Genomic DNA, 24,580 nt, shown 5'->3' on the forward strand with positions numbered 1-24,580 from the left:
TATGGTTAGTCGATATCTGAAGTGGCCTGTGCCAAACGCGATAAGGCTGCTTTCAAGCTTGGTTGGGTGACTTGATCAAGCTGCTCATCCAGTTTTCGCTGCGCACTGGCATCTAATGGTCGCATTGTACGCAGAGGTGCTGAATGATTGGTCGATTTGAGAGGGGCGCGCACCAAGGTCAATTTTTTTATCCTACCCCCACCAGCTAAACGGACCAAGCCAATGATTTCTGCGCTTCGCATCGTTAACAAGGGTGCGGCAGCGGGGGCGACTTTTAAAACCAAGGTCTCCCCCTTGATCTTTTCGGGTTGGCAAATACTGGCCAATGTCTCACCTACAATCTCGCCCCAGCGTTGTTGAAGGTTGCAGACACTCAAGCCTGCTTTACGCTCTTCAAGGGGAATAAGCGTTGTCATGAGCTTGGCCAAGGGCGTTGGGCCACTCCTAACGGGTTTGCCGCGACGCTGGCTCAGCCACGTTGTTGCTGCAGCTTCGATCTGGGGATCAAAACGTTCGTCTTCGAGCTGGTTGGGCGGGTCATTGGCCATTGAGAGTGTTTAGTCCATCGCCTTTGTTTGCGCGAGCACTTGATGTATACCCACAAATAACTCTAACGCCCATGGCGTATGGCACATTATAAGTCCAAAAAGATCACACAATTGCGAGAGCAATTACTGGCTTGGTATGACCGATCGGCGCGCGATTTACCGTGGCGCCTACCACCGGCGCAGGGCTTGAAGGGGCAGCGTCCTGATCCATATGCCGTTTGGCTCTCTGAAATCATGTTGCAGCAAACAGGTGTTGCGACAGTAAAAACTTATTATGTCGCCTTTATCAACCGCTTTCCAACGGTTCAGGATCTGGCGAAGGCCCCATTGGATGACGTCTTGGCACTTTGGGCTGGTCTTGGCTATTATCGTCGCGCGCACCATCTTCATGCGGCGGCAAAAGACATCCTAGCCCGTGGGGGGGTTCCAACCCAACCGCAAACCTTACAAAAGATTCAAGGAATCGGACCTTACACAGCAGCTGCTATTGCTGCCATAGCCTTTGATCAACCTGTAGTTCCCGTCGATGGCAATGTAGAGCGGGTTTTGTCACGTTTATGGCTGATTGAAGCCATCTTGCCTGCTGCAAAGCCCATCTTTTGGCATGAGGCACAAGCTTGGATGAGCACCCATAGGCCTGGCGATTTTGCTCAAGCACTGATGGACCTGGGTGCGACCATTTGTACCCCGCGCACGCCAGCGTGCAACTTATGTCCGTGGCAGTCATCATGTGGTGCATCCAAACAAAGTCGGCAGGGAGAGTTTCCCAAAAAACAAGTTAACAAGAAAAAGCCTACGCGCTATGGTACTTCCTGGGTCCATATTGATCCTGATGGTGTCTTGGTCACCAAACGGGCACACTCAGGTTTGTTGGGGGGGATGTTGGAAGTGCCCAGCACCTCTTGGGGTGATGATCCATCTTCTGATCCGTGTTTGGGTCCAGTTGATTTACCCAAGGGTGTAACTTGGCTGGATGGGGGATATATCGATCATGTTTTTACCCATTTTGCCTTACGTGTGCGTGTTTTTTCCGCTTATAGTCCAAAGAGCTTGCCAGTGGTGGGTTATCAGCGCCTTGGATTGGACGCATTGGCTGGTGCTGCCTTACCAAGCTTGATGCACAAAATCATTGTTGCGGGGCGCAGCATCCTAGCGGCGCAATCGATTGGATTGGATCAAGTTTAGCTTATCACTACGAGCAACAAACAATCAGAGGGAGGCTGGATTAGGCTGCCATACGCGCGCGCATTTCACGCCGCAACGTATCAATGGGAACCAGGCCCGCGTCAGTGCGCAAATGCCAATATGTCCATCCATTACAAGCAGGAGCTCGTTGAATCTGGGCGCCCACACGATGAATGGAGCCCACCATTTCTCCAGCCATGATGGAGCCATCGGCGCGCACACGCGCTGCCACGTCGCCGCGTGGTGAGTAGATCGCATCCCCTGCACGTAACAGCCCTTGCTCAACAATGGTCCCAAAAGGCACGCGCACTTCTTCTTTCTTGGATTTCATTCCTTCCAAATGGTCGCGATGCCCAGGCTCAACGTTCGCGATGCGCTGCTCTGCCGCCGTAGCATAGCCTTTATCGCGCTCCATCCCAATCCAGCGTCGACCAAGCGCTTTAGCAACCGCCCCCGTGGTGCCTGAACCAAAGAAGGGGTCAAGCACCAGGTCACCAGGCTTACTGGCTGCCATCAAAATACGGTGTAATAAGGCTTCTGGTTTTTGGGTCGGGTGGATTTTCTTGCCGGCGCTATCTTTGAGGCGTTCACCGCCGGAACAGATTGGAATGGACCAATCTGAGCGCATTTGTAAATCATCATTGAGAACTTTCAGCGCGTCATAGTTAAAGGTATAGCGCTTTTGATCCGCTGATTTTGTTGCCCAGATCATGGTTTCATGTGCATTTTGGAACCTTGTACCCTTAAAGTTAGGCATCGGATTAGTTTTGCGCCAAATCACATCATTTAAAATCCAAAAGCCCAAGTCTTGAAGCGTCGCACCAACCCTGAAAATGTTGTGATAAGAACCAATAACCCAGATGGTTCCCGTCGACGATAAGCAGCGTCGCGCTGCAGCAAGCCAGGCCTTGGTAAAAACATCATAGGCTGCAAAGTCGGCGAATTTATCCCAATCATCATTCACGCCTGCAACCTTTGACTGGTCAGGCCGCATGAGGTCCCCACCAAGCTGAAGGTTATAGGGGGGGTCTGCAAAAATCAGATCAACAGACCCTTCGGGCAAAGACTTCATCAGCTCAATGCAATCACCGATCAAAATGCGGTTGTTAAAATTGGATGACATAACTCGCCCCTAAATTTGCAGAGGCAGTTGAATCCATGTGGGTTAATAAAGGATTCACGAAACGAATCGGGGTATCAATTTTTCTGCATTAGGGCTGTAGAATCTGTTTAATATGTTTCATTAAAGCCCTTGAGCGGCTTAATGCTTAAGCGGTGCAGCTTGCAGGGGCCGAGCCGGTCGAGGGCTGTGCGGTGGGCCTTGGTGCCATAGCCTTTATGGTCGCCAAAGCCGTAGCCAGGATAGATGCTATCGGCTTTCGCCATTATGCGATCGCGCGTAACCTTTGCGAGGATGGACGCGGCTGCAATTGAGAGAGACAAGCCATCCCCGCCGATGATGCATTGGGTCGGGCAGGGCAGGTTAGGTGCCCGATTGCCATCGATAAGGGCGAGATTTGGGGAGGAGTGTAAGGCCACCACGGCTTGCGCCATGGCCTTATGTGTCGCGGCGAGAATATTAATGGCGTCAATTTCATCGGCCTCAACGATCCCAATCCTAAAATCGATCGCTTGGTCGAGGATTGGTTGATAGAGCGCTTCGCGCTTTAATGTGCTTAATTGCTTGGAATCGCCGATGCCCTTAGGGATGCGTTTGGGGTCCAAGATCACTGCAGCCGCCACAACCGGGCCTGCCCATGGGCCACGCCCAGCTTCATCGACCCCGCAAATGCTGGTTTGGGGGATGTTGAGGCGCTTGGCATGAAATGCCTCATGCGAAAAATCTGGTTGGGAAGCGTTTGACATTACTGCATAAGTAAGCGGGATTCGCTGGAATAATCTCATGTGCGACAGAACTTCCCTCTTTCATATCTGGGGTGGCTTGTTAAAGTCGGTCCATTCATAAGGTGAGAAGATGAGCAGTAAGATTGAGCCAAGCCAGTTTGATGCCTATTCAAAGGCAGAAACCGATGAGCCGTTTTTCACGCTTTTAGCACGCGATCCCATTGCGCCATCCCTGGTTGAGGCTTGGGCCTATCTGCGCTCTGGCCAGATCGGGGCAGCTGAAATCGCCTTTAAACAAGCCGTGGACGCTGCCACCCACATTGACCCGCAAATGCCGGGTGAAGCGCAAATTCGCTCGGCCTTCGAGGTTGCAGAAGCATGCCGCTTGTGGGCGCGTTCCAAAATGGTGTCAGGACGCCGATAAATCATGACTTCTGCCCCAAATGCGGCGGCTGAGCTGCAAAGAGGGCTGCTGAAGCGACTGATTTTACTCGCAGCACCCGTTGCTGGCTCCAATGTGCTGGTGATGCTGATGGGACTAGTAGACACCATTTTGGTGGGCCGTCATTCGGCAACCGAATTGGCAGAGCTCGCTTTAGCTTGGAGCTTGAATGGTACCGCCCTTGTGGCAACGATTGGCCTCTTGGTCGGCGTGCAGGTTTTAGCGGCCCGCCGGCACGGCGAAAATCGATATCAAGCCATCGGTTTAATTTGGCGGCGCGGCATTGTGACGGCACTGGTGGTTGGGTTTCTTTTGGCAATCATGCTTCATTTTGGCGCCCTATGGACGCTAACCCATTTGGGCCAGCAAGAAGCGCTTGCGAAAGGAGCGGCCAGTTGTACAGCGATTTTGGGCCTGAGCCTTCTTCCCAATGCGATTTATCTGACCTGCTCCAAGACTTTGGAGGCTCTATCGCGGCCACGGGTGGCTTTGTTGTTGATGGTGGGTGCCAATGTCGTCAATCTGGTTTTAGGTTTAAAGCTTGTGCCCATGATGGGGGCCGATGGCGCGGCTTGGGCGACGTTAGGGGCGCGGGTGTTTTTAGCCATAGGCGCTACCATCTGGCTCCTGAATATGGGGGATTCTGATCAGTTTGGATTTTTGAACTTTTCAACCAAAGCCCAACCCGGCGAAGCACGCGAACAGGTTTCGATTGGAATGGCGGCCGCTGGCAGCGGTATTTTGGAGGCTGGCTCCTTCAACATTTTGACCATCATCGCTGGTATCGCGGGCGTTGTACAAGTGGGTGCCTTTACGGTTGTACTCAATATGATGTCGATTGGGTTTATGCCCGCGATGGGCATTGCTTCGGCCACTGCAGTGATTGTGTCCAATGTGCGCGGTGCTGGCGACTTGGCCGGGGCAAAGAAGGTTGCTTGGATGGGGTTGGGGCTATCTGGGGCCTATGCTACCTTGTTTGCGATCGTCACCTTGGTTTGGGCTACCCCGATCGCCAGCGCCTTTACAAAGGATCCGGTCTTTTTGACCTATACGGCTGGCCTGGTTGCATTGGTCTGGTTAATGGCTGTGCCTGATTTTCTCCAAGTTGTTGCGGCCCAAGCGCTGCGCGCACTTGGACGGCCTTGGTTTCCGACATTCAGCCATTTAGTCTCTTATGTGTTGGTGATGGCACCGCTTGGCTGGTTTTTCTGCCTCATTCTTGGACGGGGCGCTCTAGGCTTGGTTGAAGCCATTGCGGTAGCCAGTTTAGCGTCTGCAGGTATTTTACTGCTTAGATTGGCCAATATGGGTAGCATCGGGTCTCTTCAAGTCCCACCGTCATCTTTATCTAGGACAAAGACCAATTAAGCACGATTAGGGGCTTGTCTCGCCACAATTTTGTGATGAAAGTACATGCATGTAAGGCTTGAAGACATGACGGGAGGCAAGGGTGCGTAGCTTTGAAACCAAGCCCATACGTAAAGTGGGTGCCACTGTCTTTTTAGGCCTTTTGGGGTCATTGGTCGCATTGCTGCCTATCGTGTTTTTTACCTTTTGGAACCAGGGTGCAGCCCTTCATTGGTCGGTGTATGAAGGAGCATCAATCCTCGCTGGCGTGGTCATTGGCTGGGTTTTGCGTCGCTGACCAAGCTTGGTTTTGTTCAGATCCCGTTTTCATCTTTTGGCAGTCATAAGGGGGAATGCTTCCTCCCTACGCAAACGCTTTCAGTTTAATCAGGTTTAGCCAAATGGGGTATCGCAATGCTCATGAAGGCTGGTACATCCTCACCAAAGGCCAAAACGTTTTGCTCATCATCTTCGCGTCGATAGCGAGTGCGACCACCGCGGTTTGGCCTAAGTTCGCGGTTGGTGTCACTGTTTGGCTGTGCGTAGAGCCGGTGGTTCGATCCCAATGACGTATGTCTGCTTACTCCTAAGAGTTCGAGACTACGATCTGGATTGATTTCTTCGCCAAGATCGATAATGGCCAAAGGATCGGTCAGGTGTGATTGCACGCGCGATTCTGGGTTGGTACGGCGCAGATTGCGCCGATTTTTAGCGCGCTCTTTTTGAGTGCTTTCAAATGGGGTATCGTTCAGTGTCGGGGCTGGATCAAGCTCAGCTGGTGCGGCTTGTTTATGATTTCGCGTTTTTTTGGCGCGACTGGGCTTAGCTTTTGTAGGACTTGGCTCTTGCATGTTTTCATCGGGCAAGCCGTCGAGTTCAGCAAAATCAATCTTGGATTTGATCAAGTTTTGTACGCCATCGAGCGCCTTTGTATCGCCAGGGGTGACAATCATGAAGGCTTCGCCTGAGCGCCCCGCGCGCCCGGTGCGCCCAATGCGATGCACATAGTCTTCAGCGTGACGTGGCACATCAAAGTTAAATACATGGCTGACAGCTGGTATATCAAGGCCACGCGCAGCCACATCGGAAGCCACAAGGATTTGAAGCTCATTGTTGCGAAACCGCTCCAAGGTCGCCATGCGTTGACTTTGTTGCAAGTCGCCATGGATGGGTGCTGCATCAAAGCCATAAACTTTCAAAGATTTAGCCACGATATCAACATCGGTTTTGCGGTTACAAAACACAATTGAATTTTTCATGGTCGGCAAAGCCGATTGAATAGCCGCGCGCAACACGATTCGCTTGGTTTTAGGGTCTGACGATGGGCTTTTAAGCAGGCGTTGGGTAATGGTGGCCGCAGCTTGGGATTGACGCGCCACTTCTACCTTGACCGGGGCTTGCAGGAATTGCTCGGTTAAGCGCTTGATTTCAGGTGGCATAGTGGCCGAGAAAAACAATGTTTGCCGCGTAAATGGCGTGAGCTTCACGATCCGCTCAATATCAGGGATGAACCCCATGTCGAGCATGCGGTCGGCCTCATCAATGACCAGCATATTGACACCGGTCAGCAATAATTTGCCGCGCTCAAAATGATCCAGCAGGCGCCCTGGTGTCGCGATCAGAACATCAACGCCCTTAGTCAAAAGCACATCTTGATCACCAAAGGAGACCCCGCCAATCAAAAGCGCCATGGTGAGCTTATGGTTCTTGCCATATTTTCGAAAGTTCTCAGCGACTTGATCTGCTAATTCGCGTGTCGGCTCTAGGATCAAAGTGCGCGGCATACGTGCCCGCGCCCGGCCTTGGGCCAAACGCTCAATCATCGGCAGTACAAAGGAGGCCGTCTTGCCTGTGCCGGTTTGGGCAATGCCTAAGACATCACGCCCAGCGAGGACTTGGGGTATGGCCTTCCACTGTATAGGAGTTGGTTTGGTATAGCCGGATTCCGCGATGGCGGAGAGAAGGGGTGGCGCAAAGCCCAAATCGGCGAAGGTTACATCATTTGGCGTTACACCAATCGGGCCGGTGTCACCGGTCCCGTTCGTATCGGTCATTCATTTGTCTCACTAAGTTTAACGGCGCGGCGCCTAACTTGGCGCGACTTACCCATCATCCCCCTGGATGAAATATTCCAATCTTTAAGTGGGGCGAACTGGTGCCAAAGTCAATGAAGGACGCGGGGACGCTGGCGGGGAAACGCGTCTGATAGGTGATCGCTCAGAACCTTTTTGGTTTCGGGCGGGCGTGCCATGGGATTGGTTTGCGCTTGTCGAGTTTGCGATCTCGCCATCGACGTACAATGGAAATATCTGACATTGGATCATCAGGATTCCCAGTCAGCTCAAAGCGCCAAGAATAAAATGCTCCTTCAATTTCGGATAGCGACTTATCGAAATTTTCGAGACGGTGGCGTTGAAATCGACAAAAGACAAACAAGATAGAAATAGCACCCTTAACTTTCGCCAACATACTTGCAATTTGGAGCCAATAGTGGCGAATATTTGCCTCGATATCGCCTGCTTCAACTACCCGTTAAAAAGTCTAACTTGAAGCAATTGCATGTTTTTAAACAACTTTGCAAATTGCGCTCGTTTGAAGGGTTCGTTATGTAATTGAATGTTAGCTAGGGCGACCAAGGTAGAAGTTGGCCATCCCGACCATGAAATGCGATCAGGCGGTTTTTGGTGTTCGAGAAAACTATAATCTCCTTTGCAAAATCTTCTATTGCTCAATAAAATTGCTTAACTCAAATTGCGCCAAAGTTCCTACTTTATCCAACCCACGGATACGCTGATCTAAGATGCTTTCCGTAGTTTGGGCTGTTTGGTTTCAGAGTAGAAACGCCCCCACACTGGCGGCTCCGACTGCCAGCACGCCAGAATAGAGTGTTTGCCACTTATCTAAATGTTCAGAGAAGTTCATGGCCACCCTTGTACGCCTGAAATAGAGTTATTTTCAATTAATGTACTACTAAAAGTCAGGGTCCCTATAGTTTGCGAGCGAGATGTTCGTCCCAAGCCGTTGATCTTGAGGCGGTCACCTTCTCCCTCTGGGAGCGGGGCGGGGGTGAGGGGCTTGGGTGCAGGCGCATGACCCAAAGCGCTTTGAAGCGCGCCATGGAAAAATCGCCATAGCATCGTCTAAGCTTGGAATGTGATCGGCGCCCTCACCCCAACCCCACTCCCAGCAGGAGAGGGGAAATCCTCCATCCGGCCTTTCAGGTGACCTCTATGTCGGGCAGACGGAGATGCACGCGCACAGCAAAAGATGTACCAGCAAACTTCCCCCCTGCCGCCAAGTGTCTTAACAAAGGGACATGCAAAACACCCATCCCACCCCCGAAGAACTAATCCGCGCTTTGTCCACCTTGTTGGATGTTGAGACGCTAGACACAGACCTATATCGAGGGCCACGCAAAGGTGGAGGCAGTGGGCGTGTGTTTGGTGGACAAGTAATTGCGCAAGCTTTGATGGCGGCAAGCAAATCGACCGAGCTTGACCGTATACCCCACTCACTGCACGCCTATTTCATGCGCCCAGGCAGTGAAGATTTCCCGGTGGTCTACCGCGTCATGCGCGATTATGATGGTGGCAGCTTCTCCACTAGGCGGGTGATCGCTCAGCAACTAGGGGTTCCCATCCTGAATATGGCGGCTTCCTTTCATAAGCTGGAGCCAGGGCTTTCGCATCAAGACACCATGCCTGACATACCTGATCCGGACGATTTGCCATCTGATTATTCCTTGCGGCAAAAAGCTATTGATCTGGTTCCAGAAAAATACCACGAGTTCTTTTTAGCTCCACGTCCAATTGAGTTTCGTTCTCCAGAGCCTCTAGCATGGCTCAAGGGCGAGAAATTGCCACCTGTGCAAAATGCCTGGTTTCGGGCGGTGGCACCGATTGGTGAAGATCCCCAGTTACACCGTGCGATCTTGGCCTATGCGACCGATATGCAGCTTTTGGGCACGTGCGCGCGCCCGCATGGCTTGAGCTGGATGCGCGGCGAACTCATGACCGCAAGCTTGGACCATGCCGTCTGGCTTCATGATGAGTTTCGCGCCGACGAATGGCTACTTTATAGCACCGATAGCCCGTGGGCCGGGCGCGGGCGGGGAATGAACCGGGGTAAGATTTTCACCCGCGACGGCCGCTTGGTCGCCAGTGTTGCCCAAGAAGGCTTGATCCGTGTCATGAGGGCTAAAGGGGGTGCCTGATGCGCCCTGAATGCCTGTTTGCTTTGTTTACGCCCCTCTCAAGCCTTACGGGCGTGGGGCCTAAGATTGCTCCCTTGGCAGCCAAAGCGGCGGGCGGGGAGATGGTGCGCGATCTCGCTTTTCATCTGCCCTCGGGCTTAGTTGATCGACGCTATCGCCCGACGATCGGGGAAGCCGAGATCGGGCGACTATGTACGATTGAAGCGCGCGTAGAGCGCCATCAAGCGGGGGGTGCCGGGCGGCCCTATAAGGTTCAGCTTTCTGACGACACGGGTTTTTTGACGCTTTTGTTTTTTAAGCCCAACACGCGATATCTAACTGAGCGCTTGCCCGAAGGGGCCATACGCGTGGTTTCTGGCGAAATCAGCGAGCGCTTTGGCGAGCGGCAAATGATCCATCCATCGCGGATCTTAAACCCCGAAGATCCCGACCTCGCCATCGTGTTTGAACCCATTTACCGCAGCGTCGCGGGCTTAGCACACCGCACCTTGGCACGGATTTGCGCGGGTGCCGCACAAAAGGCACAAGGCTTGCCCGAATGGCTCGACCCCAACTTGCTTGCCCGCGAAGACTGGTTGGACTTTGGTGGCGCACTTGAGCGCGCCCATGCACCCCAGGGGGAGGAAGATATATCGCCCTGCGCCCCGGCCCGGCGTCGCTTGGCGTATGATGAGTTATTTGCCCGTCAAGTGGCGCTCCAACTATCGGGTGCAGCGCGGCGGCGCACACCGGGTCGTGCGATTGTACCCAGTCATATTTACACCGATGCTTTGCTCAAGGCCTTACCCTATCAGCCGACCAGGGCGCAGCTGCGGGCATTTGAAGAGATCGGCACCGATATGGCGGCCTCAACGCCGATGTTGCGCTTACTGCAAGGCGATGTCGGGTCGGGCAAGACCTTGGTTGCAGCCTGGTCGATGGCGCGCACCGCAGAGGCGGGGATGCAGTCGGCTTTGATGGCACCGACTGAGATTTTGGCGCGCCAGCATTATCAAGGCTTAGCACCCCTGATGGCCCAAATTGGCCTGCGACTGGAAATCCTGACCGGCAAGGATAAGGTCGCCCATAAGCGCACTGTGCTAGAAGGTTTGGCCAATGGCTCCATCCACGCAATATGCGGCACCCAAGCCCTGTTTCAACAAGGCGTCGCATTTCATGAATTAGGTCTTGTGGTGGTGGATGAACAGCATCGCTTTGGCGTCGCGGACCGTCGCCGCTTGATTGATAAAGGCTTTGCGCCCCATGTTTTGGCGATGAGTGCGACCCCGATCCCGCGCACTCTGGCAATGGCGGTCTATGGTGATTTAGATGTCAGCCGTTTAGACGAGAAGCCACCGGGCCGTGCGCCCATAAAGACGGTGGCTTTGTCGCTAGAGCGCTTCGATGAAGTGGTGGAGGCCGCGCGCCGGGCCATTGAAAAGGATGACCGGGTGTTTTGGGTCTGCCCTTTGGTGGAGGAGAGCGAAAAGCTGGATGTTTCCGCTGCCACCGAACGATTTGGTGATCTTTCTGCCCACTTTGGCCATAGTGTGCGCCTGATCCATGGCCGAATGAGTGTGAGCGAAAAAGATGCAGCGATGGATGATTTCCGCTCTGGCCTCGCAAAAATTCTTGTCGCCACCACCGTGATTGAAGTGGGTGTCGATGTGCCTGAAGCCAGCGTTATGGTGATTGAGCATGCCGAGCGCTTTGGTCTGGCCCAATTACATCAATTGCGTGGACGGGTCGGGCGCGGCGATAAGACCGGCCATTGCTTATTGCTTTATGCCAATCCCTTAACCGATTTAGGTGCGCGCCGGATCGCTAAATTGCGTGAGACCGAGGATGGATTTGCCATTGCGGAGGAGGATTTTAAGCTGCGCGGCGGCGGCGATCTCTTGGGCTTGCGGCAATCAGGTATCCCAGCGTTTAAGTTGGCCGATGCTGCCTTGCATGCCGATCTTTTGGCGATTGCCCAGCGCGATGCGCGGGTTTTGGTTGAGGCTGATCCGGGCCTGATAAGCCCGCGCGGTAAGGCCACCCGTGTGGCGCTCCATCTCTTTGACCAAGTGGACCCTGAGGTGTTTTTGGGTACGGGGTGAGGGTTAAACTAAGCTCCTAAGGCCTTTACCAGCGCTTCTACCGCGATCAGATCAAGCCGTCTGGCTTGCGCGACTTTTTCTTCGTCAGGATCTTTGCCCCAACGTTGTGCCTGCCAATCTTCTTCAATTCGGATGGCCTTGAAAGCATCTTCGCCGCTCAATTGGCCATGCACCAAGGCTAAAGCAACAATCGCAGACCCCGCCAAGCCATTGGCAAAGGCTAAAGCGGTCAGGCGTAAATCATCCAAGGCTCGTGCCGCGCGCGCCACGCGTTCTAGCGCTAATGGGGATTGGTGAATGGCCAAAGCACTTGTGGTGGTCACAAGTTCAACCTCAAAATGCTGCTTTGCCCAATCGAGTAGCGGGTCCCAAGCTGCCGCTTGGGCTTGGATCAAACTATCAGGCGTGGGTGCGCGGTAGCAGACAAGATCGGTGCCAGCATGCTTGACCACTTGATCCACCATGGCGTCGCGCGATGTTGCGCCATGATCTAGCGCGACATTGATAAGGCGGGTCACAGGCATGCTGGCCGGATCGATGCTATCGCCTTGCATCGCCCATTCTGATGCGACCAATCGGGCCGCGTTCGCGTTGGGCAAGATCAGGTGATTTTTCGCGGGCGTTTTGGGGATGCGGCCATCAAGAGTGACGGCAAAACCCATCGCATGGGAGGCGACGCTGGCTTCTTTATAAAAGCGTTTCGGCCCGATGACCCCATTCATGCATCTACTCGAAAATGCTCAAAGGGGTCGCGCCCCTCAAAAATCTCAAACCCTAAAGCGTCAAAGGCCTTGACCATATGGGGCGGCAGATCGGCCGTGACGCTGAGGATCCCGCCTTTGGGATGGGGAATGCGGATCGCGCGGGCATGCAGGTGCAATTGTTCGCTAAGCCCACCAATCGGCTCACGGTCGCAGGTATATTTAGGGTCGCCCGCAATGGCATAGCCCATTTCGGCCATATGAAAGCGCAGTTGATGGGTGCGCCCAGTGATCGGCTTCAGCGCGACCCACGAAGCTTTGGTCCCAGCGTTTGAGATCACATGATAGTCGGTAATGGCAAAAACCGCACCTGGTTCACCATGGGGCGCGCGGCGCATCAATTCGTGATCGGGGTTTTTGGAGCTGCCCGCTTTAATCATCCAGCCGCGCACCTCGCCGGACAAGGGGTGGGGCGTACCCAAGCACACGGCCCAATAGACTTTGGTGGTTTTGCGTCCGGCAAAAGCCTTGGACAAAAAAGCGGTCGCGGCAGGATTGCGTCCAAACACCAAAACGCCGGAGGTATCCTTGTCCAAACGGTGGCAGAGCCGTGGCTTGCCATGATCGTCGGTGCTGAAAATCTCCATCATCTTATCAAGGTGCTGGGTGGTGCCCGTACCACCTTGAACGGCGATGCCTGGTGGCTTGTTGAGCACGATGACATCCCCATCTTCATGGATCACCATATCACGCAGCCATTGTTCATCCTCTGGCTTTAAGCGAACGCGAATGATCCCATCATCTTTTTTCTCGGGGATCACAATCTCTTGGGGCACATGGACGTCCATGCCGGGGCTGAGGCGATCGCCAGCCTTTTTGGCACGTGTGCCATCAATGCGGATCTGGCCTTTGCGGATCATTTGCTCGATCCGACCTTGGGTCAGCGTGGTAAATTTACGGCGCAAGAACCGATCTAGGCGCACTTGCCCATCGGTTTCGCGAACGGGGAGGGTAATGGGGGAACTCATTTGACGGTCTTAGCCGTTCAGGCGGGCAAGTACTATGCCTGCAAACAGAGCGCCCACCGATAGACCAACCGAAGTCAGGCTATAAAGGCCAGCATGGAGCCAATTCCCAGCCTCAATCATGTGCGCGCTTTCAAAAGAAAAGGCCGAAAAGGTCGTAAAGCCGCCTAAAATGCCTGTGGCTAAGAAGAGCCGCCAATTCTCCGCCGATGGGGTAATCATGCCATTTTTCAGTACAAAACCCATAACCACACCCATGGCAAAGCTGCCTATGATATTCACACCGAAAGTCGCCCAAGGCCAATCTGATCCTAGCTGGCGGCTCACAACATGGCCAAAAGTCCAGCGCGCCAATGCGCCCAATCCACCTCCCAAAAAAACCAAAAGAGCTTGTACCATGCCCCCTTTATGCAAGCTTGCTTAGGCTTTGCACAAGCCCCTGTTCTAAATCCAGTCCCAGATGCTGGGCCATCTCGATCAAATCAGAAGGCGGCGCGACACTTAAATGCATAGGGGCGCCCGTATCAGGGTGCGTGAAATCAAGCGCAAAAGCGTGCAACATCAAACGCGGACAAGGCTTCCCGCCAGCCACCATCAGGCCGCCATATTTTGTATCGCCTAAAATAGCATGGCCAAACGCTGCCATATGCACCCGGATCTGGTGCATGCGCCCTGTGTGGGGAGCCGCTTCAATCAGGCTAGCGGCCACGCTTTTCGCCAATACGCGATAGTCGGTCCGGGCAGCTTGGGGGTCTTGATCATTTTCACGGGCAGGGCGCATTAGGTCCAAACCGCCCGAATTGATCTTCACAAGCGGCAGCGCGATTTCGCCCCTCGTCTCAGCGACCTCCCCCGCGACCAGAGCCAGATAGCGCTTTGAAAGGCTGCGGCTTGCAAATTGAGCGGACAGATGCGCCGCAGCCGGGCTGGTTTTCGCAACAATCAGGAGGCCAGAAGTTTCGCGGTCCAGCCGATGCACTAGTTTTGGTCGGTGCCCTTTACGGTTGGCAAAAGCGCCCAATAAAAAATCAAAGTCGATAGCGATGCCCGACCCACCTTGAACCGCAAGGCCCGATGGCTTGTTGAAAGCCAAAAGGGCGCTGTCTTCATAGATCAAAAGGGATCTGATCCAATTTTGGTGTTGTGGGGTTAGCTGTCGCGGTGGTTTGCGCGCGCGCCGCTGGCGGACTGGTTTGGCCATCTTGGGTGTAGTGTGACCTACTGATTTATCTTGGTTTTGACTAAGAGTATCGATAGTCAAAGCGCTTGGTTATGGAGTGATGAGGGGTTAAGTGCGGCAAGGCAAGGTTTATTATGGCACTTTATGGCACCGATAAAGCAAGTATCAAGACAAAATGAACATCACAACGCCAGCAACCGCAATACCAACAATTATGCCAGCCGCAATTTCCAATCGGGTGTGGCCCATGCGTTCGCGCAGTGCCTGATAGTCAGATGCCCCCGCCGCTAACTTGTTGATGGCTACCGCATGCTTGCCCACCTTCCGGCGCAGGCTATTGGCATCCAGCATCACAATAAACGCCAGTGTAATCGCGAAACCGAAGGCGGGGTGTCAGACCCACACCTTGAGCGTGCTCTGCCACCTGATCCGGGCCATTTATTCGGAGGATCTGTTCGCCTTTCTTTCTGGTTTGTGGTTGGTGGTCAAGGCCCGCTGAGTGGAGTTTTTGCTTAGCTCAGGCTAGGCGGGTCTGGATCGTCTGGCGCGGGCGTCGGCAATGGACGAGAACAACTCTTCGTTGAGGCATTCATCACGAAAACGCCCGTTAAAACTTCGACAAAGGCGTTTTGGGTGGGTTTGCCCGGCGCGAAATAGTGCCACTCGACACCGCGCTCGCCTTGACCTGAGCCCCGATGGTCCCTCGTTCTTTATGAGAGTCCTGTTTGTTGATACCGCCAAGTTTGCTGTTTGGGAAGCGCACCGAGAGCGATGCTTACAAATTGCGAGAACCAATGGCGCGTAGCGGGCGCAGGCCCGCCGATTCCACTGTGGGGCCGCACATTTTTGAAGTCGTGTCGCCAAAGACTGAGGGCCCGTTTTGCATGGCCCAAGCTGTCGAACACTTCTTCGTTCAACAACTTGTCGCGGAGCTTGCCGTTGAAGCTCGGGGCCAAAGCCATTCTGTTGAGGCTTGCCTGGGGCGATGTAATGCCTGCTGACGCCCGAACATTTTGCCACTTCAGCATGGCGCGAGACACAAACTCTGTCCCGCCCGCCTTGGTCTTCAGACCAATGGTGGAGTTAAGGAGCTGGGTCATTGGGACCAGTCAATTAAAAATGCAGCATATCGCTTAACTAAATCGATTTTCGTCCGATTACTACAATGCAGGGTCGTATGGACGAGGATGCGTGCCTGCAGGAGCGACTGGCATGGTAAACATATTCACTGGATTGGGTGCTGGATTTGAGCGTGGTTCGGGCGCGTCCTTGGGCGGACTTGGGATGTTTGGGACTGCTTCTCAAGGTCGAAGTGGAGATCAAGTTAGCCTTAATGCCGCCAACGGAAATTTGCTCATTTCAAGGCAGGATGAGTTTTTAATAGGTCGCGGGCCTGATGGGGTCATAAGTCGTACATACAATAGTAGGGGCGCTTTAGACGAGAATGGCGACCAATGGCGTATGGGCACTGATCGGAGGCTGTATGGCCTTACCGGGGCGATAAATCAAATAGGAAGCACAATTAAACGCGTATCCGCAGACGGTACGGAGATCACCTATACTTATGAACGCAGACAGGGAGGTGGGCTTGCTTACTGGGCAACCGATGGCTCAGGTGCCCATGATAAAATCCTTAATTATGGGAAACTTTGGGTTTGGACCGATGGTACCAGCCAACTTCGAGAAGTCTATAATCCTTTTGGGTCAGAGTGGCGAATTGCAAGACAATTAGACACCGATGGTAATTCACTCACCTTCACTTATTCAGGCACAAAATTAAGCAGGATTACAACTGACAATGGGGAATATATTGAATATAAATGGTCAGGTAACAACATTATCCAACTCACAACAGGCTATAGAGACCTTTATCATGGAGGTGCCAAATTTCTAACTCGTGTGCGCTATGGCTATGACAGTTCCAATCGCCTTAGCACCGTGACCGTTGATCTAACGCCAGAAGACAATAGCATCAGCGATGGCAAGACCTATGTCACGACCTATCAATATTATGGTGCATCAAGGTTGATCAGTTCAATCGGACAGACAGATGGATCTTCTATTCAGTTTAGCTATGACAATCAAAATCGCGTTATACAGATCACTCAGTTGGTTAATGCGCAAGGTGAAAGGCGTATTACCAATATCGCCTATAGTGCTGGGCGTACCGACATCACCGATCCACGTAACAATGTTACAAGTTTGTTTACCGATGCTGCCGGGCAATTGACAAGAATCACAACCCCCCCGGCCCAACTTGGTTCGGCATCACAGTCTGTTTTGTTTGAATATGACCGCGATGGCAATGTCACCCGTGTCATCGATACAGCTGGAGGTGTCACCCAGTATCAATATGATAGCCTAGGCAATGTGGTCCGATTGATCGATCCCACGGGCAGGGTCACGGAACGTGTTTATAATAGCAAGAATAGTTTAGTTGTAGAGACTACAACTGGGTCCACAGGTACAGGACCAACCGCCACCCTGACCACGCGCTATGTCTATGATGGGGAAAATCATCTGGTCTATACCGTCAGTGCGCAAGGACGGGTAACTCGGTATAACTATAATGCGGATGGAACAAAGAGTGTTGAGGCTGCCTTCCTCAACGCCCTTTATCCTGTGGGCACAGACCTCCTAACTGAGGCACAGATGAATGCATGGTGGTCTAGTGTCAATGCTGCCGGTAGTGGAGATTGGGCTGGGAGTTCGGTTACAACTTACAATTATGACGCGCGCGGCAATAGTTTTTTGACCACTCGATATGGTGATGGGAATCTTTTAAACGAGGGCTCTACTCAGAAATACGCTTATTTTGATCAAAGTGGTCAGATGCGCTTCCGGCGAAACGTCGGCGAAAACTGGGAGTATTTTTATTATGATGGTCTTGGTCGGCTGGTAGCTAGCCAAGATCAAGCTAATGCGACAACTTCTATTGTTTATAATGATGCTGCAACCCAGACCATTGTATCGACTGCATCAGGTTATGTGACTACCAAAACTTTTAATAAAGCTGGCGAATTGATTGCCGAGACGGGTGCCGGCTCTTACACAACTAGCGGCACGTCAGAACTTAAATATGATCGTAATGGTCAGCTGCGGTCCATGAAAGATGCGTCAGATCGTACGACCTATTTCTTATATGACAAATTGGGTCGCAAGATTGCTGATATTAATCAAGATGGACAGGTTACAGAGTATCGCTATGATGCGGCTGGGCGCGTGGCTGCTACGGTTCAATACGATCAGCCTACCGCGGTTACGGCTGAGATTAAAGATCCCAATGCGGAAGTAGATTTTAAAGCTATCATACCAAGAATGAATCCTTGGTGGATTGGGGTTGATACGTGGAAGTGGCAAATTTATGATTCCGCTGGGCGAATTACGCAAACGATTTTAGGTGACGGTTCTACAACAACCTATAGCTATGATGGTGCAGGCCGTTTGGTTTCGACAATTGAATATTACAATAGGTTGAGCCAATCCCAAATTGATAGTTTTAAACTTAATCTGCCTACCTCGGTTGTTGTGCCGCCCTCTGACACACTAGGCGGTACTACACGTGATCGTATAACCCGCAGCTTTTATGATGGCGATGGATTGCTGATAGGTACCCTTAATGGCGATGGCGGGCTGACGCGCTTTGAATATGATGCGAAGGGTCGTAAGGTTAGCGAGACTAGATTTATAGCTTTAACCACTGCGGACCTGCGGGCATCAGGAAGTTTTGATGCGTTAAGTGCCAGTATTGTAGCTAACTCAAGCCGTGATTTAACCACACGTTTTGTCTATAATGGCCTTGATCAATTGCGCTTCACCATTGATGGTTTGGGAAGGGTTACAGAGACACGTTATTTTGATGGTGCGGACACTTCGTCCGCCTTTAAGGGCCCAAGGCGAACGATTGAATATTCAAACACTATTGGCCCATTAAGCACCTATAGTGTGGCAACTGTTAAAGCAGCCATTGCTGATCAAGTGAATAGCAACACGCATCGTTCGACATGGCTTGCCTATGATGAACAAGGACGCTTGGGCTATAGTGTAGATGCAAGCGGTGCGCTCACAGGCTATAAATATGACATTGAAGGCAGGATCATAGAGACTAGGCAATATGCGATATTGATGTCTATGGCCTCCATGGGCTCATCCAATGTTTGGAAAGCCAATATTGACAATTGGGTAGCAGCCAATGGCGCAAATCATCGTGTTGACAAAAACTTTTATGCAAGTCGTGGAGAAGTCCGCTTCACCATGGATGGGGAGGGTTTTGTCACACAATTTGACTATGATGCTGAAGGCAGGGTGGTGGCCAAAAGGCGCTATGCCAATGCGCTCGATGTGAATGCAAGCTGGACCATTGTGTCACTTGATATGGCCAATAAGGGCTCAGCAAGTGTTACAACTTATGATTATGATGCCCGCGGCACAATGATATTACTCAAGGACCCTAACGGGACTTGGAAATATTTTGCTAACCATGCCAACGGCAAACAGGCTTGGGATATAGTCGCCCCAAGACAAGTAGGGGAGCGGCGCATAGCTTATGCTTATGATCAGGCAGGACGTCTGGTGAGAGAGCTTTTACCCACTAGCGAGCTGGATAATTCTAGCAAGATAGGATCTGACTATTCCTCAAAGATTTCCTCTAATGAAAGTGTCTACTCCAAAAATAATGCGTATCGGATGATGCTTACTACCCAAGGGGAAATACAAATCTATCATTGGGCTGAATTGATATGGTCAAACGGCTTTCGCGATACCGCTCCTGACTCAACCTATACGCTTGAAGCGCAAAATGATGGCAATCTTGTCGTCTATCGCCATCAAGCTGGGCAAGCGCGTGTAGGTATTTGGTCAACGGGTACATCTGATTTACTCAATAACAGTAAAGCATTGCCATACCCTATTAAAGAGCCAGACCCTATTCCTAAGCAAAGGGGGCCTAGTAATTTTCTCGATTACCGTGAAACAGGGCCATACCCTATTAAAGAGCCAGACCCTATTCCTAAGCAAAGGGAGCCTATTAAGCCAAAGGGGCCATCTTTTTTTACTATGCAAGATGATGGCAATTTCTGCCTCTATCGTGGAACGCCATCGGATAATCGTGGGGGGATATGGTCTACCAGAACAACCAATAAGATTGGCTCTTCTGACGACGGAAGGGGTATAGTCAAGTCTTACACCTATGATGGTCTTGGCCAACTTACATCGGTTCAAGATGCCGATAATTATTCCACCCGATTTGAATATGATCAGGCTGGACGGGTCATTCGAAAGACCGATGCTGATGGCGGTGTAACACGCTATCAATATGATGCCGCTGGGCAACAAATTCGTACCCTCGATGGGCGTGGCAATGAGCGTTATGATTATTTTGATGCGACTGGTAAAATCGTTCTCAGTATAGATGAAGAAGGTTATGCGACCCGTACAACCTACAACGGATTTGGTGAGGTGGCTAGCGTTACACGCTACATGACCAAAGTTACTGGTCCGCTTAGCCTGGATGTTCAGCCAAATGTGTCAGCCTCAAGCAATGATAGCATCACGACTTACACTTATGATAAGCTTGGTCGCGTAACCAGGGTTACCGATGCCTTGGGTGGATATGAAGAATATACGTACAATCATTTGGGTCAAAAGATCGCCAGCCGCAATAAGTTGGGTGGGGTTACACTTTATGGCTATGACAAGCGCGGCCTTCTAATCAGCGAGCAAAAACCGATTTCGAATCTTAATGGTCAAACCATTATCAATCGGTTTGAATACGATGCGCGAGGCAATAAAACCAAAGTCATTGAAGCTTCTGGTCTGGCTGAGCAGCGCATCACCATATATCAATATGACGCTGCCGATCGCTTAATCCAAAAAATATCTGAAGCCCGCCAGGTCGTCGGGTATGGAACAGGTGGCGTAACCACACAGACCCCCGTTGAAAGCTATTTTTATGATCGACGGGGGAATATGATTGAGAAGCGTACAGCCGATGGTGCGCGCTATTTATACTGGTACGATAAACTTGACCGTGTGACCCATAGCTTGTCACCTATGGGAACATTGACACAGAATTTTTATGATCGTCGCAACAATGTGACTGAAACGCGTGTGTATGCGGTCCCGGTGACTTTGCCAAGCAGCGCCTTAGCCTATCCCCCAACTGGTTCAGGCGGTTACCGGGTAACCCAATATTCTTATGATGCCTTAGGTCGTAAGACTGAGATGCGCATACCAAACGTGACTACGGCAGTTTTGGATGGTGCCTTACGTGTCACTACACGCACCTTGACCACAAGTTATCTTTACGATGCGATGGGCAATATAACCCGCACACATGACGCTGATGGCGGCTTGATTCATAGTTATTATGATAAGCTGGGGCGCAAAACATCAGAAGTGAATCAAGAGCACTTTCGGACGGATTGGACCTATGACGCCAATGGTAATGTGACACAAGAAATCCGTTATGCCAATCACATATCGACAGCGCCAATTCCGGGTGCGGCAGTACCTGAATGTGCCCTATCGGACGAGGACCGTATCACAACCTTTGGTTATGATCAGCTTGGCCGGCGGCGTTGGTTGCAACGGGCGAATGTTCAAGTTCATGATGGCAATGCCAATGGTGGGGCAGGAGGGTCGAATAAGTCGGTCTCTTCAACGATTTACTATGACTATAATGGTCTCAACCAAGTTGTACGTAAAACAGAAGCCACTGGGGATTGGGTTGAAAACACCTATGACTTAGGTGGCCAGTTAGTAAGGCAAACTAAGAGTGGTTTTGTCGATTATCTAGGTAATGCTGTCAATCCTAAAGTTGAATATTCTTATGATGGTTTGGGAAACTTAAGGGTCTCTTGGCAAATTGGCTTTGGTGACTACCCAACACGAGTAGTTACTAACTTTGTCTATGGCGTAGGCGGGCTTTTAGAATCATCAACCGACGCATCAGGCTTTGTCAGAACCTATCGATACGACATCGCTGGGCGTCTGACACGGGAAGAATATGCGCGCATCAGCAGTTGGGGCAATTACAGCTACGAAGGCATCGGAACAGAATATGACCGTGAAGGCCGTGTGGTCGCCAAGGGCATCGTCATGAACCCAAACAATGCCGGCGCATGGACGCGTGGCGAGGGTGGTTCCAATGATACTCTCCAGATGACATACAATGCCTATGGCGAGGTCTTGTCAAAGTCGATCAATGGCGTTGGGTTCGAGTTTAATGAATATGATAGAGCCGGGCGGGTCTGGCGCAGCAATCGGGGGGATGGGGTTTGGCGCTATAGTCTCTATAATGGGACGGGCCAACAAACGGTGTCATTAGCCAGTGAAGGCACTAATTTATTGGATTATTCTCTTGAGGGTCTGATGAATCTCTGGGGAATGGATCGCGATGGGATACGCACAAACTTTGTTGATGGGGTGACAGCGACCATTACGCGCTATGATTGGCGCGGCCAGATGGTAGAAGTCATTGAGCCACAACGCGAATTGAATGCCAATACACGGGTCACCTTAACCACAAAGCGCGGGTATAATGCTTTCGGCGAAGTTGCTTGGGAGGAAAATGCAGGGGGCAATCGCATTGATTATGCCTATAACACCATGGGCCGCCAGATTAGGATCGTGAGCCCTTGGGTAAATGCCACCAATGAAGCAGGCGAAGCATCCCCACAACGCCCAACAGAACATCGCTATTATGATTTTTCAGGTCGTTTGGTTGCCACTAGAGACGCAAATGGCAATCTTACCCGAACGACTTTATTGGGTAGCACAGGCTATGATGGCAGCCAAGCACAGGTCTTGCGCATCGATAATCCCGATGGTTCTTATTCTGAAAATAAGTATAATGTGCATGGTGATTTGATGGTTAGCATTGGTGCCATGTCGGCTGGTGGTCAGCAAGGCTATGTGACCAATTATACTTATGACAACATGGGCAGAAAGCTATCGGCGGCTTATTCTGGCGGGTTAATCGACTTTTATATTTATGACGGCCTTGGCCAATTGATCAAGAAGGTTAATAGTGCCTATGGGCATCCTGGCACTGAATTTATTGATTACGATCAACAAGGCCGTGTCATTTACAGGCTTGGCGCTGCCCAGGATGTAACTACGATAAGCTATGTTCACAGTAATGTTATGACAAGTGGAATGAGCACATTTGGCGGCTGGAGCAAAACCACGACTTACGCCAATGGTAGAACGACAAGAGAATATAGCGACATCTATAATCGTACGACTATGATCGAAGATATGGGCTCGAACACCTCTTGGAATCATTACGACTTGGCTGGTCGTTTGGTGGCTCAGACGAGTAATGCGGCAGGCAGCACCGATCTCAATTTCACTTGGTATAATACAGGTAAATTGGCCAGTCAGTACAATGTCTCAGGTTCATTGGAGTCTGATTCCATCACCACACGTGTGACCAGCTATGGCTATGATCGTGTCGGTAATCTCACCCAAGAACAAGATCGAAAACATGGCCGATATAAAGTATATGGAAGAGGGGATCCCGATCCTGGTAATAAATATCGAAGAATTCCAAGAGAAGAAAGAGAACTTACATGGAATTGGGTCAGTTTTGACAATGTACTCACGAACCAAACCGCAGCCTATGATGGTTTGGGGCGGATCACAAATTGGCAGCAATCAGACACTTATTCATCGCTTCCTGGTGGCATTACCGAATGGCACTATGACCCCAATGGCAATATCCGCAGGGTATCTTCAACCTTCCCTAGACTTGGTGATAATGGATATGTTGTCTCACATAATTCCAACACGGACTGGTTTAAGTATGATTCTATGAACCGCGTGACCCTTGATCGGGGCGATCTCATCAATGGTCAGATTATGCGCGGTGATCAAGGTTCAACGATTGCCTATAATGGCCGCGGCGAACGCATATACACCATTCGCGGTCAGGAAAGTGTTCAATTACCGCCACCGCCACCGCCTCCACCACCACCACCACCGGTTGTGAGCCCACCACCACCGCCTCCACCACCACCACCACCGCCACCACCGGTTGTGAGATCACCACCGCCACCGCCTCGGAACAAAGGCGGCATCGGCGGCGGCGGCCGAGAGGACCTCTTATCCAATGTCGTCAGAATGCCGAGTGTTGAAAATCCTCGGAACAACGGCGGCATCGGCGGCGGCCGAGTGAAACTCTCATCCAATGTCGTCAGCATGGCGAATGTTGTGAATAATGTGAACCAAACTAACTTTGCCAATTTCGGTGGGTATTGGGGCTTCACCTCCACCGTTGGACGTGATGATTATGAGTATGACGCCGCTGGTCGTCTGTCTAAGGTTTATAGTAAGAGTGTTGCCTATGGCTCGGCCGATCCCACTGAACGGGGTGGGGTGATTGCTCAGTTTGCATATGATGGCCTGGGCCGTTTGACCCGTCAGATCGATTATACAGCCCCTGGTGGCGACCAAGTGGCGCAGGACCGGATCTTGCAATATGATTGGTCAAGTCGGGTGACCCGTGAGAGCACGCGTGTGCGTCAAAATGATTACCAGAATAATGGATTTTTTGTCGATACCCATGTTGACACCACCTATGATGCGATTGGCACGGTTTTATCCTTGACGACGCAGACGTATCGCTTCGATAATGCTAATTTTTATATCGGCCGATTTGACAGGGATACGGGTCCGCCTCGGGGAACCAGTAGCTATACCACCACCAGCTATGCGTATAATTGGTATCGGGGTGCGGTTCAAACCAGCATCAGCCAGCAAGAAAATGGTGCCACCCGCACGACGACCTTCAGCTACAACATTGTGGCGGGCCAAGCGGTGATGACCAGCGCTTATATCAATGACGGGCGGCCCCGCAGTGTGACGTTTGACACCGATATTTCGGGCCAAGTGATCCGTCGCAGTGAAGCGGACGGTAATTATAACACGGGCGATCCCGTGACGAGGTGGTATCGCTTTGGTGGTCGTCAGATGGGGATGGTGACCAATAATAGTAGCGCGCAAGGTGGGAC

The 24,580-nt window shown here is 51.7% G+C and carries 15 protein-coding genes and 3 pseudogenes; 7 read left to right on the forward strand and 11 right to left on the reverse strand.

The window, feature by feature from the left end; translation table 11 throughout:
- Window positions 1-5: 5 nt before the first annotated feature.
- Complete coding sequence (locus PsB1_RS07570) at window positions 6-548, reverse strand: DciA family protein (RefSeq protein ID WP_284360186.1); 543 nt, start codon at window positions 546-548, stop codon at window positions 6-8.
- Between the two features lie 78 nt (window positions 549-626).
- Between PsB1_RS07570 and PsB1_RS07575 the strand changes: the two genes are divergently transcribed.
- Window positions 627-1,733: an A/G-specific adenine glycosylase gene (locus PsB1_RS07575; RefSeq protein WP_284360187.1), complete on the forward strand. Its 1,107-nt coding sequence runs from the start codon at window positions 627-629 to the stop codon at window positions 1,731-1,733.
- A gap of 40 nt (window positions 1,734-1,773) precedes the next feature.
- Here the strand turns inward: PsB1_RS07575 and PsB1_RS07580 are convergent, their stop codons facing one another.
- Together PsB1_RS07580 and rnhB are read right to left on the reverse strand one after the other, a co-directional pair.
- On the reverse strand, window positions 1,774-2,856 hold the full coding sequence (locus PsB1_RS07580; protein WP_284360188.1) for a site-specific DNA-methyltransferase: 1,083 nt from the start codon (window positions 2,854-2,856) through the stop codon (window positions 1,774-1,776).
- A gap of 107 nt (window positions 2,857-2,963) precedes the next feature.
- Window positions 2,964-3,599 (reverse strand): ribonuclease HII, encoded by a 636-nt coding sequence (gene rnhB, locus PsB1_RS07585; protein ID WP_284360189.1) that lies wholly within the window; start codon window positions 3,597-3,599, stop codon window positions 2,964-2,966.
- Between the two features lie 109 nt (window positions 3,600-3,708).
- Here rnhB and PsB1_RS07590 point away from each other — a divergent pair, with 109 nt between their 5' ends.
- The 3 genes from PsB1_RS07590 (at window position 3,709) to PsB1_RS07600 (ending at window position 5,665) form a co-directional block, all read left to right on the forward strand.
- Window positions 3,709-4,002, forward strand: a complete 294-nt coding sequence (locus PsB1_RS07590) for a hypothetical protein (RefSeq protein WP_284360190.1) — start codon at window positions 3,709-3,711, stop codon at window positions 4,000-4,002.
- A gap of 3 nt (window positions 4,003-4,005) precedes the next feature.
- A complete protein-coding gene (locus tag PsB1_RS07595; protein WP_284360192.1) occupies window positions 4,006-5,388 on the forward strand; it encodes an MATE family efflux transporter in 1,383 nt (460 codons plus the stop codon).
- Window positions 5,389-5,470: 82 nt separating this feature from the next.
- Entirely contained in the window at window positions 5,471-5,665 is a 195-nt protein-coding gene (locus PsB1_RS07600) for a hypothetical protein (RefSeq protein WP_284360195.1), read from the forward strand.
- A gap of 85 nt (window positions 5,666-5,750) precedes the next feature.
- Here PsB1_RS07600 and PsB1_RS07605 read toward each other — a convergent pair whose 3' ends face one another.
- Complete coding sequence (locus PsB1_RS07605; protein ID WP_284360197.1) at window positions 5,751-7,421, reverse strand: DEAD/DEAH box helicase; 1,671 nt, start codon at window positions 7,419-7,421, stop codon at window positions 5,751-5,753.
- Window positions 7,422-8,683: 1,262 nt separating this feature from the next.
- Here PsB1_RS07605 and PsB1_RS07610 point away from each other — a divergent pair.
- Both PsB1_RS07610 and recG read left to right on the forward strand, forming a co-directional pair.
- The gene (locus tag PsB1_RS07610) at window positions 8,684-9,580 is read left to right on the forward strand and encodes an acyl-CoA thioesterase (protein WP_284360199.1); all 897 of its coding nucleotides are present in this window, start codon (window positions 8,684-8,686) and stop codon (window positions 9,578-9,580) included.
- Window positions 9,580-11,661, forward strand: a complete 2,082-nt coding sequence (gene recG / locus PsB1_RS07615) for an ATP-dependent DNA helicase RecG (RefSeq protein ID WP_284360201.1) — start codon at window positions 9,580-9,582, stop codon at window positions 11,659-11,661. Before PsB1_RS07610 ends, recG begins: the two co-directional genes overlap by 1 nt.
- Window positions 11,662-11,669: 8 nt before the next feature.
- Here recG and PsB1_RS07620 read toward each other — a convergent pair whose 3' ends face one another.
- The 7 genes and pseudogenes from PsB1_RS07620 to PsB1_RS07650 form a co-directional block, all read right to left on the reverse strand.
- Window positions 11,670-12,383, reverse strand: a complete 714-nt coding sequence (locus PsB1_RS07620) for an ATP12 family chaperone protein (protein WP_284360203.1) — start codon at window positions 12,381-12,383, stop codon at window positions 11,670-11,672.
- On the reverse strand, window positions 12,380-13,390 hold the full coding sequence (locus PsB1_RS07625; RefSeq protein ID WP_284360205.1) for an RluA family pseudouridine synthase: 1,011 nt from the start codon (window positions 13,388-13,390) through the stop codon (window positions 12,380-12,382). The genes PsB1_RS07620 and PsB1_RS07625 overlap by 4 nt, the downstream gene beginning before the upstream one ends.
- Before the next feature lie 9 nt (window positions 13,391-13,399).
- Window positions 13,400-13,786 carry a fluoride efflux transporter CrcB gene (crcB, locus tag PsB1_RS07630; RefSeq protein ID WP_284360206.1) on the reverse strand — a complete coding sequence of 129 codons (387 nt, stop codon included), beginning with the start codon at window positions 13,784-13,786 and terminating at the stop codon, window positions 13,400-13,402.
- A 7-nt stretch (window positions 13,787-13,793) separates the two neighbouring features.
- On the reverse strand, window positions 13,794-14,588 hold the full coding sequence (locus tag PsB1_RS07635; protein WP_284360209.1) for an RluA family pseudouridine synthase: 795 nt from the start codon (window positions 14,586-14,588) through the stop codon (window positions 13,794-13,796).
- A 144-nt stretch (window positions 14,589-14,732) separates the two neighbouring features.
- Window positions 14,733-14,945 (reverse strand): annotated as a pseudogene (locus tag PsB1_RS07640) (divergent PAP2 family protein); the annotation flags it as partial.
- Between the two features lie 165 nt (window positions 14,946-15,110).
- Window positions 15,111-15,238 (reverse strand): annotated as a pseudogene (locus tag PsB1_RS07645) (integrase core domain-containing protein); the annotation flags it as partial.
- Between the two features lie 152 nt (window positions 15,239-15,390).
- Window positions 15,391-15,619: pseudogene (locus PsB1_RS07650) on the reverse strand (integrase core domain-containing protein); the annotation flags it as partial.
- A 160-nt stretch (window positions 15,620-15,779) separates the two neighbouring features.
- On the opposite strand from PsB1_RS07650, the gene PsB1_RS07655 reads away from it, so the two are divergent.
- Window positions 15,780-24,580, forward strand: an 8,801-nt coding sequence (locus PsB1_RS07655) for an RHS repeat domain-containing protein (RefSeq protein ID WP_284360211.1), incomplete at its 3' end; no start/stop codon positions are given.

The organism is Candidatus Phycosocius spiralis (assembly GCF_030158815.1).
GTDB classification, from domain to species: domain Bacteria; phylum Pseudomonadota; class Alphaproteobacteria; order Caulobacterales; family Aquidulcibacteraceae; genus Aquidulcibacter; species Aquidulcibacter spiralis.

What these genes read in the sequence shown, in the direction of transcription:
- PsB1_RS07620 (WP_284360203.1), bottom strand. Translation starts at nt 12,383, where the DNA reads ATGAATGGGGTCATCGGGCCGAAACGCTTTTATAAAGAAGCCAGCGTC.
- PsB1_RS07570 (WP_284360186.1), bottom strand. Translation starts at nt 548, where the DNA reads ATGGCCAATGACCCGCCCAACCAGCTCGAAGACGAACGTTTTGATCCC.
- crcB (WP_284360206.1), bottom strand. Translation starts at nt 13,786, where the DNA reads ATGGTACAAGCTCTTTTGGTTTTTTTGGGAGGTGGATTGGGCGCATTG.
- PsB1_RS07625 (WP_284360205.1), bottom strand. Translation starts at nt 13,390, where the DNA reads ATGAGTTCCCCCATTACCCTCCCCGTTCGCGAAACCGATGGGCAAGTG.
- PsB1_RS07590 (WP_284360190.1), top strand. Translation starts at nt 3,709, where the DNA reads ATGAGCAGTAAGATTGAGCCAAGCCAGTTTGATGCCTATTCAAAGGCA.
- rnhB (WP_284360189.1), bottom strand. Translation starts at nt 3,599, where the DNA reads ATGTCAAACGCTTCCCAACCAGATTTTTCGCATGAGGCATTTCATGCC.
- PsB1_RS07575 (WP_284360187.1), top strand. Translation starts at nt 627, where the DNA reads ATGGCACATTATAAGTCCAAAAAGATCACACAATTGCGAGAGCAATTA.
- PsB1_RS07580 (WP_284360188.1), bottom strand. Translation starts at nt 2,856, where the DNA reads ATGTCATCCAATTTTAACAACCGCATTTTGATCGGTGATTGCATTGAG.
- PsB1_RS07635 (WP_284360209.1), bottom strand. Translation starts at nt 14,588, where the DNA reads ATGGCCAAACCAGTCCGCCAGCGGCGCGCGCGCAAACCACCGCGACAG.
- recG (WP_284360201.1), top strand. Translation starts at nt 9,580, where the DNA reads ATGCGCCCTGAATGCCTGTTTGCTTTGTTTACGCCCCTCTCAAGCCTT.
- PsB1_RS07595 (WP_284360192.1), top strand. Translation starts at nt 4,006, where the DNA reads ATGACTTCTGCCCCAAATGCGGCGGCTGAGCTGCAAAGAGGGCTGCTG.
- PsB1_RS07610 (WP_284360199.1), top strand. Translation starts at nt 8,684, where the DNA reads ATGCAAAACACCCATCCCACCCCCGAAGAACTAATCCGCGCTTTGTCC.
- PsB1_RS07605 (WP_284360197.1), bottom strand. Translation starts at nt 7,421, where the DNA reads ATGACCGATACGAACGGGACCGGTGACACCGGCCCGATTGGTGTAACG.